7 protein-coding genes are annotated in these 7,424 nt (G+C 66.0%); all 7 read left to right on the forward strand.

The window, feature by feature from the left end:
* A partial coding sequence (locus AC1DZ6_RS14535; protein ID WP_477097870.1) for a chitobiase/beta-hexosaminidase C-terminal domain-containing protein occupies positions 1-747 on the forward strand: 747 nt, incomplete at its 5' end.
* 385 nt (positions 748-1,132) lie between these two features.
* The gene (locus AC1DZ6_RS14540) at positions 1,133-3,694 is read left to right on the forward strand and encodes a TonB-dependent receptor plug domain-containing protein (protein ID WP_477097871.1); all 2,562 of its coding nucleotides are present in this window, start codon (positions 1,133-1,135) and stop codon (positions 3,692-3,694) included.
* A gap of 261 nt (positions 3,695-3,955) precedes the next feature.
* The gene (locus AC1DZ6_RS14545) at positions 3,956-5,557 is read left to right on the forward strand and encodes a flavin monoamine oxidase family protein (protein WP_477097872.1); all 1,602 of its coding nucleotides are present in this window, start codon (positions 3,956-3,958) and stop codon (positions 5,555-5,557) included.
* 41 nt (positions 5,558-5,598) lie between these two features.
* A complete protein-coding gene (locus AC1DZ6_RS14550; protein ID WP_477097873.1) occupies positions 5,599-5,991 on the forward strand; it encodes a c-type cytochrome in 393 nt (130 codons plus the stop codon).
* 189 nt (positions 5,992-6,180) lie between these two features.
* Positions 6,181-6,669 (forward strand): RidA family protein, encoded by a 489-nt coding sequence (locus tag AC1DZ6_RS14555; protein WP_477097874.1) that lies wholly within the window; start codon positions 6,181-6,183, stop codon positions 6,667-6,669.
* A gap of 338 nt (positions 6,670-7,007) precedes the next feature.
* Positions 7,008-7,271 (forward strand): flagellar biosynthesis protein FliQ, encoded by a 264-nt coding sequence (gene fliQ / locus AC1DZ6_RS14560; protein ID WP_477097875.1) that lies wholly within the window; start codon positions 7,008-7,010, stop codon positions 7,269-7,271.
* A gap of 10 nt (positions 7,272-7,281) precedes the next feature.
* A partial coding sequence (locus AC1DZ6_RS14565) for a flagellar biosynthetic protein FliR (RefSeq protein WP_477097876.1) occupies positions 7,282-7,424 on the forward strand: 143 nt, incomplete at its 3' end.

Raw genomic sequence — 7,424 nt, forward strand, 5'->3', positions numbered from 1 at the left:
GCCCTGGGCGGCGAGGGACCGGCCAGCGCCCACCTGCAGGCCAATCAGGGTTGGGAGGTGGTGATCTCGACCCCGGAGGTTCTCTACTTCGACAGCCCGCAGGCCGCCGACCCCAAGGAACGCGGCTACGACTGGCCCTCGCGCGCCACCGACACCCGCAAGGTGTTCGACTTCATGCCCGAGAACCTGCCGGCCCATGCCGAGCTGTGGACCGACCTGCACGGCAAGGCGCAGACCTCGAAGGACGAGCATCCGCTGGAGCCCGGCGTGCGCTTCAGCGGCCTGCAGGGCCAGCTGTGGAGCGAGACGATCCGCTCGGACGCCCAGGTCGACTACATGCTGTACCCGCGCCTGCTGGCCCTGGCCGAGCGGGCCTGGCACGGCGCGAACTGGGAGACGCCCTACACGCCGGGCAAGGCCTATGATCCGACGACCGGCGCCTTCACCGTCCAGATGCGGGTCCGGCGCGACGCCGACTGGGCCGTCTTCGCCAACCTGCTGGGCGGACGCGAGCTGGCCCGGCTGGACGCCGCCGGCGTGGCCTATCGCATCCCGACGGTCGGCGCGGTGGTCGAGGGCGGCCGGTTGAAGGCCAATGTCGAATTCCCCGGCCTGCCGATCGAGTATCGGATCGAGAGCGGTCCCTGGCGGCCCTATGTCGAAGGCGCGGCGGTCGCCGGCAAGGTCGAGGTCCGGGCGCGTTCGGCCGACGGCCGGCGGGCGGGACGGACGACTCTCGTTCCCTAGGCGGATTTTCGCGATCCGGTCGATTCCCGGGCTGGAAGCCGCGTGCCCGACCCCCTCGATCGAGCGCATTTCTGAGACGATCGGCCAAAATCCTGGGACCGGCGAGACGCCCAGGCGCCGCAAAGGCGCCGTAATCCTGATCATCGCACTGCACAAAAACCAAGGCGGGCGCCGTGCAAAGGGGCGCCAGGGGGGCTCATGACGTCCGTTACGATCCCGTGACGGTCGCGGCGCTTGCAGAAATTTCAGGTTCGACGAACTGTTTCAATCGCGGCCATTGCCGTGAGTTGCGTTTGTATTCGCGTTAAACAACAAGAACACGCTTACCGGGAAACGCCACAGAGGAGAGAAACAATCGCGCTTAGATAGCGCACGAGGGGGTATTATGAATAATCGTTCGCGGAACATCCTGTTCGCAGGAGCTTCCACCGTCGGAATCGCTTTCGCAATCAGCGCCAATGCTTATGCGGCTGAGACGCCCGAGCCGTCGCCAGAGGTCTCCGAACTCGAGGCGGTCATCGTCACGGGGACGCGCACCACCGGCATGAAGGCCGTCGACAGCCCCGCGCCGATCACCGTCCTGGGCGCCGATATCCTCAAGAAAACCGGCCAGCCGGACATGATCCAGGCCCTGGCCCAGAACGTCCCGTCCTTCAACGCCCAGGCCTTCGGCGGCGACACCGCCGCCCTGACCCTGTCGGCCAAGCTGCGCGGCATCAGCCCCAACCACACCCTGGTCCTGCTGAACGGCAAGCGCCGTCACGGCACGGCCAACCTGGCCGTTCTGGGCGGAGCCTATCAGGGCGGCGCGGCCGCCGACCYGAACTTCATCCCGCTGGCCTCGGTCGACCACATCGAAGTGCTGCTGGAAGGCGCCGCCGCCCAGTACGGCACCGACGCCATCGCCGGCGTCATCAACATCATCCAGAAGAAGGCCTCCTCGGGCGGCGAGGTGATCATCAACGGCGGCGGCTATATCGACGGCGGCGGCACGACCGGCGACTTCACCGCCAATATCGGCATCGCCCCGACCGAGAATTCGTACCTGAACCTGACCGGCGAGACCAAGTACCACGGCTACAGCTTCCGCGGCGCCTACGACCCGCGCGTGGTGGACTCGATCTACAACGCCGGCGCCACCAACAGCCCGGCCAAGAGCTATCCGCAGGTCATCAACGCGCCGAACTGGCCGTACGTGAACCGCATCGCCGGCGACGCCCAGTACCGTCAGACCGTGCTGGCCTACAACGGCGGCGTCGAGGTCACGCCCGATATCGAGATCTACAGCTTCGGCACGATCGCCAAGAAGTGGAGCGCCGCGCACGAGAACTATCGCCTGCCCAACGTGGTCAAGGGCAAGATGGCGACCGACATCCCGTTCCCCCTCGGCTTTGATCCCAAGGAGTCGATCGACGAAACCGACTACGCCGTCACCGGCGGGATCAGCGGCGTGACCAACGCCTGGAACTGGGATCTGAGCTCGACCTACGGCAAGGACGACGACGAGGTCAGCGTCCTGGATACGGCCAACGCCTCGCTGTACGCCGACACCTCCACGACCACGACCAAGGGCTATTCGCCGACCGACATCCTGGCGGGCGGCTTCTCCAACACCCAGTGGAGCAACACCCTCGACGTCAGCCACGACTTCGAGGTCGGCCTGGCCGGCCCGATGACCTTCGCGGCGGGCGCGGAATATCGCAAGGAGACCTACGCGATCCGGCCGGGCGAGGTGGCCACCTATTACGGCGGCGGTTCGCAGTCGTATTTCGGCTTCGCCCCGGTCAACGCCGGCAAGCACAAGCGCAACAACAAGGCCGTGTACGCCAACATCGCCGTCAGCCCGATCGAGGCGCTGAAGCTGGACGCCGCCGTCCGCTACGAGGACTTCAGCGACTTCGGCGACACCACCGTCGCCAAGCTGACGGGCCGCTACGACTTCTCGCCGGCCATCGCCGTGCGCGGCACGGTCAGCAGCGGCTTCCGCGCCCCGACCCTGGCGGAGTCGTACTATTCGGGCATCAACGTCTCGCCCAGCTCGATCAGCGGCCAACTGCCGCCGAACTCGCCGGGCGCGAGCCTGCTGGGCATCAACGGCCTGAAGCCAGAGAAGTCGGAAAACATCAGCATCGGCTTCGTCACCCACCTGGCGCCCAAGCTGACCATGACGCTGGACGCCTATCAGATCACCATCAAGAACCGCATCGTCAGCTCGGGCACGCTGTACGGCGAGAACGTGATCACGGTCGGCGGCGCGAAGGTGACCAACGGCATCGTCTCGCCGGCGGTCATCGCCGCCCTGGCGGCGAACGGCGTCAATGTGGATCCCTCGATCCGCACCAACGCGACCTACAGCGTCGGCGCCAACATGTTCGTCAACGGCCTGGACACCCGCACCAAGGGCGTCGATTTCGTCGGCACCTACTACAGCGATTTCGGCGACTGGGGCCGGGTCGATTGGTCGTTGAGCGCCAGCTACAACAAGACCGAAGTGACCAAGATCGCGCCGAACCCGTCCGGCCTGGATCCGTCGCTGACCTTGTTCGACGCCATCGCGATCGCCAACCTGGAAGACACCTCGCCCAAGTACAAGATCATCGCGGGCGGCTACTGGAGCGTCGGCAAGTTCTCGCTGAACCTGAAGGAAACCGTCTACGGCAAGTCCTCGGGCCTCAGCAACGACAGCGGTTCGTCTGCCCTGATGAAGACCACCATCAAGACGGCCCTGATCACCGACCTGGACGTCGGCTACCAGGTGCTGGACAGCGTGAAGATCAGCGTCGGCGCCAACAACCTGCTCAACCGCTATCCCAACCGGGTCAACGGTCTGCTGCGGGAGCACTACCTGAAGAACAACAGCAACGGCTACGTCACCCAGTTCCCGTCGTTCTCGCCGTTCGGCATCAACGGCGGCTACTACTACGGCAAGGTCGCCTACACCTTCTGATCCCCTCTACACCGACGACCAAGGAAGGAGCCGGGCCTCGCGCCCGGCTCTTTTTTCGTTTTGAGTCAAAGGGTGAAATTTCACGTCGCCCGCCGTTCGCACAGTCGGCGCCCCCGGCGCCCACCGGCACGGCATACGCGGGTTTTACAGGCGCCATGGGGGGTTTCGCATTGCCCCGGCGGGGCGCAAGTTTCGAGATGTCAGGGCTGGAGCGTCCGGTTCGCGGACGATCGACACAGCGACAAAAAAGTCGGGGGTCGTATGGGTGAGCAATCGGCGGCGTCGAGTGGCGTGTTGACGCGGCGACGGTTTTTCGAGGGGTTGGCGGCGTTCGGCGGGGTGTCCCTGGCCATGGCCGGCATGGACGCCCTGGGCTTCGGTTTCGCGTCGGCCCAGACCGCGCCGCCCAAGCTGGAAGGTGATCCCAAGGGGACCAAGATCGTGGTGCTGGGCGCGGGCCTGGCCGGCATGACCGCCGCCTACGAACTGACCAAGGCCGGCTATCAGGTGCAGATCATCGAGGCCCGGTCCTTCGCCGGCGGCCGTTGCCAGACGGCCCGCAAGGGCTTCCAGCACACCGACCTGGTCGGCAACAGCCAGACCTGCGAGTTCGACGAGGGGCTCTACATCAACCACGGCCCGTGGCGGATCCCGTATCACCACCGCTCGACCCTGCACTACACCAAGCTGTTCGGGGTGCAGCTGGAGAGCTTCGTCAACGACAACGACGCGGCCTATGTCTATTTCGAGAAGGGCGACGGCCCGCTGGCCGGCAAGCCGATCCGCAAGGGCCAGATCGCCGCCGACGCGCGCGGCTACGCCGCCGAGATGATCGCCAAGGCCGCCTCCAAGGGCCAGCTCGACGCGCCGCTGACGCCGGCGGACCGCGAACTGTTCGTGGCCTACATGATCAACGAGGGGCGCCTGTCGCCGACCGATCTGGCCTACACCGGCACGGAAGGCCGCGGCTTCGACGTCCATCCCGGCGCGGGCGTGGATCCCGGTCCCGGCAAGCCTTCGACACCCTACAGCCTGTCGGACGTGCTGCACTCCAAGGCCTGGCGGGTGCTCAGCTCGGTGTCCGGCTACGAGCAGCAACGCACCATGCTGCAGCCGATCGGCGGCATGGACCAGATCGCCAAGGGCTTCGAGAAGCACGTCGGAACGATGATCCGCTACTCGTGCGTGGTCGAGAAGATCAAGCAGGGCCCCAAGGGCGTGACCGTCACCTATGTCGACAAGTTCGGCGAGCAGGACACGATCACCGCCGACTACTGCGTCTGCACCATCCCGCTCAGCGTGCTCAAGAACGTCGACGCCGACTTTTCCAAGCCGTTCAAGGCCGCCATGTCCGGCGTGGCCTATGCGCCGGTCAACAAGATCGGCCTGCAGATGAAGACCCGCTTCTGGGAAGAGAACCACCAGATCTACGGCGGCCATATCTACAACGACATCCCGGGCATCGGCACGATCACCCTGCCGTCCACCGGCTGGCAAAGTCAGAAGGGCGTGCTGCTGGGCTACTACGCGTTCGGCGGCGAGGCGGCCAAGATCAGCGCCAAGCCGCCGGCCGAGCGCGCGGCCTTCGCCGTGGCCGCCGGCCAGAAGATCTTCCCCGAATACGCCGAGAACTTCGAGAACGCCTTCTCGTTCAGCTGGCACCTGGCGCAGTTCAATCTGGGCGGCTGGGCCGAGTGGGGCGAGGAGGGCCGCAAGGACGCCTATCCGGTGCTGACCGAGCCCGACGGCCGTATCTATCTGGCCGGCGAGCACCTGACCTATCTGGGCGGCTGGCAGGCCGGCGCCATCGAGTCGGCCTGGCAGCAGATCGGCAAGATCCACGCCCGGGTGCTCAAGGCGTGAAGTCGCGCTATGCCTGCGTCCAGGTTCTTCGGGGAGTTTCCATGAGTCGCTCGGTTGCTTTCATCTGTGGTCTGCTGGCCGCTTCCGCCGTTTCGGCGACGGCTTTGGCCGCCACGCCCTCGGCCTTGTTCAACGACAACTGCTCGGCCTGTCACCAGACGACCGGGAAGGGGGTCAAGGGCGCCTTTCCCGCCCTGGCTGGCGACCCGTTCGTGCAGGGCGACGCGGCCTCGATGACGGCCACGGTCCTGGCCGGCCGAGCGGGCATGCCGGCGTTCAAGGACGACCTCACCGACCTCGAGCTGGCCTCGGTCCTGACCTATGTCCGCACCTCGTGGGGCAACAAGGGCAAGCCGGTCAGCGCCTCCGACGTCGCCGCCGCCCGGGCCAAGCTGAAGGCGGGGAAGAAGCCGACCAGCCTGCAGGCTCACTAGCAACCAAAAACCCGCTCATCCCGGCGAAGGCCGGGACCCAGATGGAATGGCTTTGAGGCTGACGCCAAGACCTCAGAGCTTCTCCAGTCAGCCACACCGCTATGGGATCTGGGTCCCGGCCTTCGCCGGGATGAGCGGTGAAGAGGAACGGTTTTGATATTTTCGGACCCAATTCAACAGGAGACGACCATGAAGCGCCTGATCCTCGCCGCCGCCATCGCCCTTACGGCGACCGGCGCCGCCAACGCCCAGATCGTCCGGGGCGGCGCGCCGACCTCGGCGATCGCCAGCGTGGTGACCGTGCCGGCCGGCTACGACACCATCTATGTCAGCGGCATGACCCCGCCGATGCTCGACCCCAAGGGCGACCCGGCCCTGACGGCCACCTTCGGCGACACCAAGACCCAGACCCTGGGCGTGCTGAAGCGCATCGAGGACGCGCTGAAGACCCAGGGCGCGACCATGGGCGACGTGGTCATGATGCGCGTCCTGCTGGTGGGCGACCCGGCCAAGGGCGGCAAGATGGACTTCCCCGGCATGATGGAAAGCTACAAGACCTTCTTCGGCACCCCCGAGCAGCCCAACAAGCCCTCGCGCATCACCAGCCAGATCACCTCGCTGGTCCAGCCGGGCATGCTGGTGGAGATCGAAGTCCAGGCAGCAAGGAAGCCGAAGTAGGCGGGGCGTCCTCCGCCCCCTCCGTCCCCTATGGAGGCGGACAGACCGCGAAGCGGTCAGGTGGGGGCAAGTCGGTGAACCGCACGGTCGGTGACCACTTGCCCCCTCCGGACCTTCGGTCCTCCTCCCCCAAAGGGGGAAGAGGGGTGAACACTTCCCCCTACGGATCGCTGCGCGATCGTCTTCCCCCATAGGGCAAAGAGGCTAACCCCGGCGACGTTTCGCCACGCGCGCAACTGCCCCCTGTTAATCCTCCCTAACTGGCTGTTAACCATGACGGGCGATGGTGCGATTCACCGTCAGTTCCCGCGTACGCGCGTCACGTAGAGGCCAATCCGATGAGCGGAGCCGAAGTTCTGGATGTCGGCCGCGACGCGATCTGGCTGACCCTGCAGCTTTGCGCGCCGATCCTGATCGTCGGCCTGGTGGTGGGCGTGGCCATCGGCCTGTTCCAGGCCCTGACCCAGATCCAGGAAGCCACCCTGGTCTACGCACCCAAGATCGTCTCGATCTTCGTGGCCCTGCTGCTGTTCCTGCCGCTGATGGGCGCGCTGATGTCGGGCTTCATGAGAGAGATCGCCGCCAAGATCGCCGGGATGTAGGGGGCAGGGCTTGGACAGCTACGCCACCGTTCTGCAGGTCTACACAGGCGGCCTGGTCTTCGCCCGGATCGGCGCGATGGTCATGCTGATGCCCGGCATCGGCGAGAATGTCGTGCCGCCGCGCATCCGCCTGTCGTTCGCCGTGCTGATGGC

The organism is Caulobacter sp. P1_B12_2 (assembly GCF_056406675.1).

What these genes read in the sequence shown, in the direction of transcription:
- AC1DZ6_RS14545 (WP_477097872.1), top strand. Translation starts at nt 3,956, where the DNA reads ATGGGTGAGCAATCGGCGGCGTCGAGTGGCGTGTTGACGCGGCGACGG.
- AC1DZ6_RS14550 (WP_477097873.1), top strand. Translation starts at nt 5,599, where the DNA reads ATGAGTCGCTCGGTTGCTTTCATCTGTGGTCTGCTGGCCGCTTCCGCC.
- AC1DZ6_RS14555 (WP_477097874.1), top strand. Translation starts at nt 6,181, where the DNA reads ATGAAGCGCCTGATCCTCGCCGCCGCCATCGCCCTTACGGCGACCGGC.
- fliQ (WP_477097875.1), top strand. Translation starts at nt 7,008, where the DNA reads ATGAGCGGAGCCGAAGTTCTGGATGTCGGCCGCGACGCGATCTGGCTG.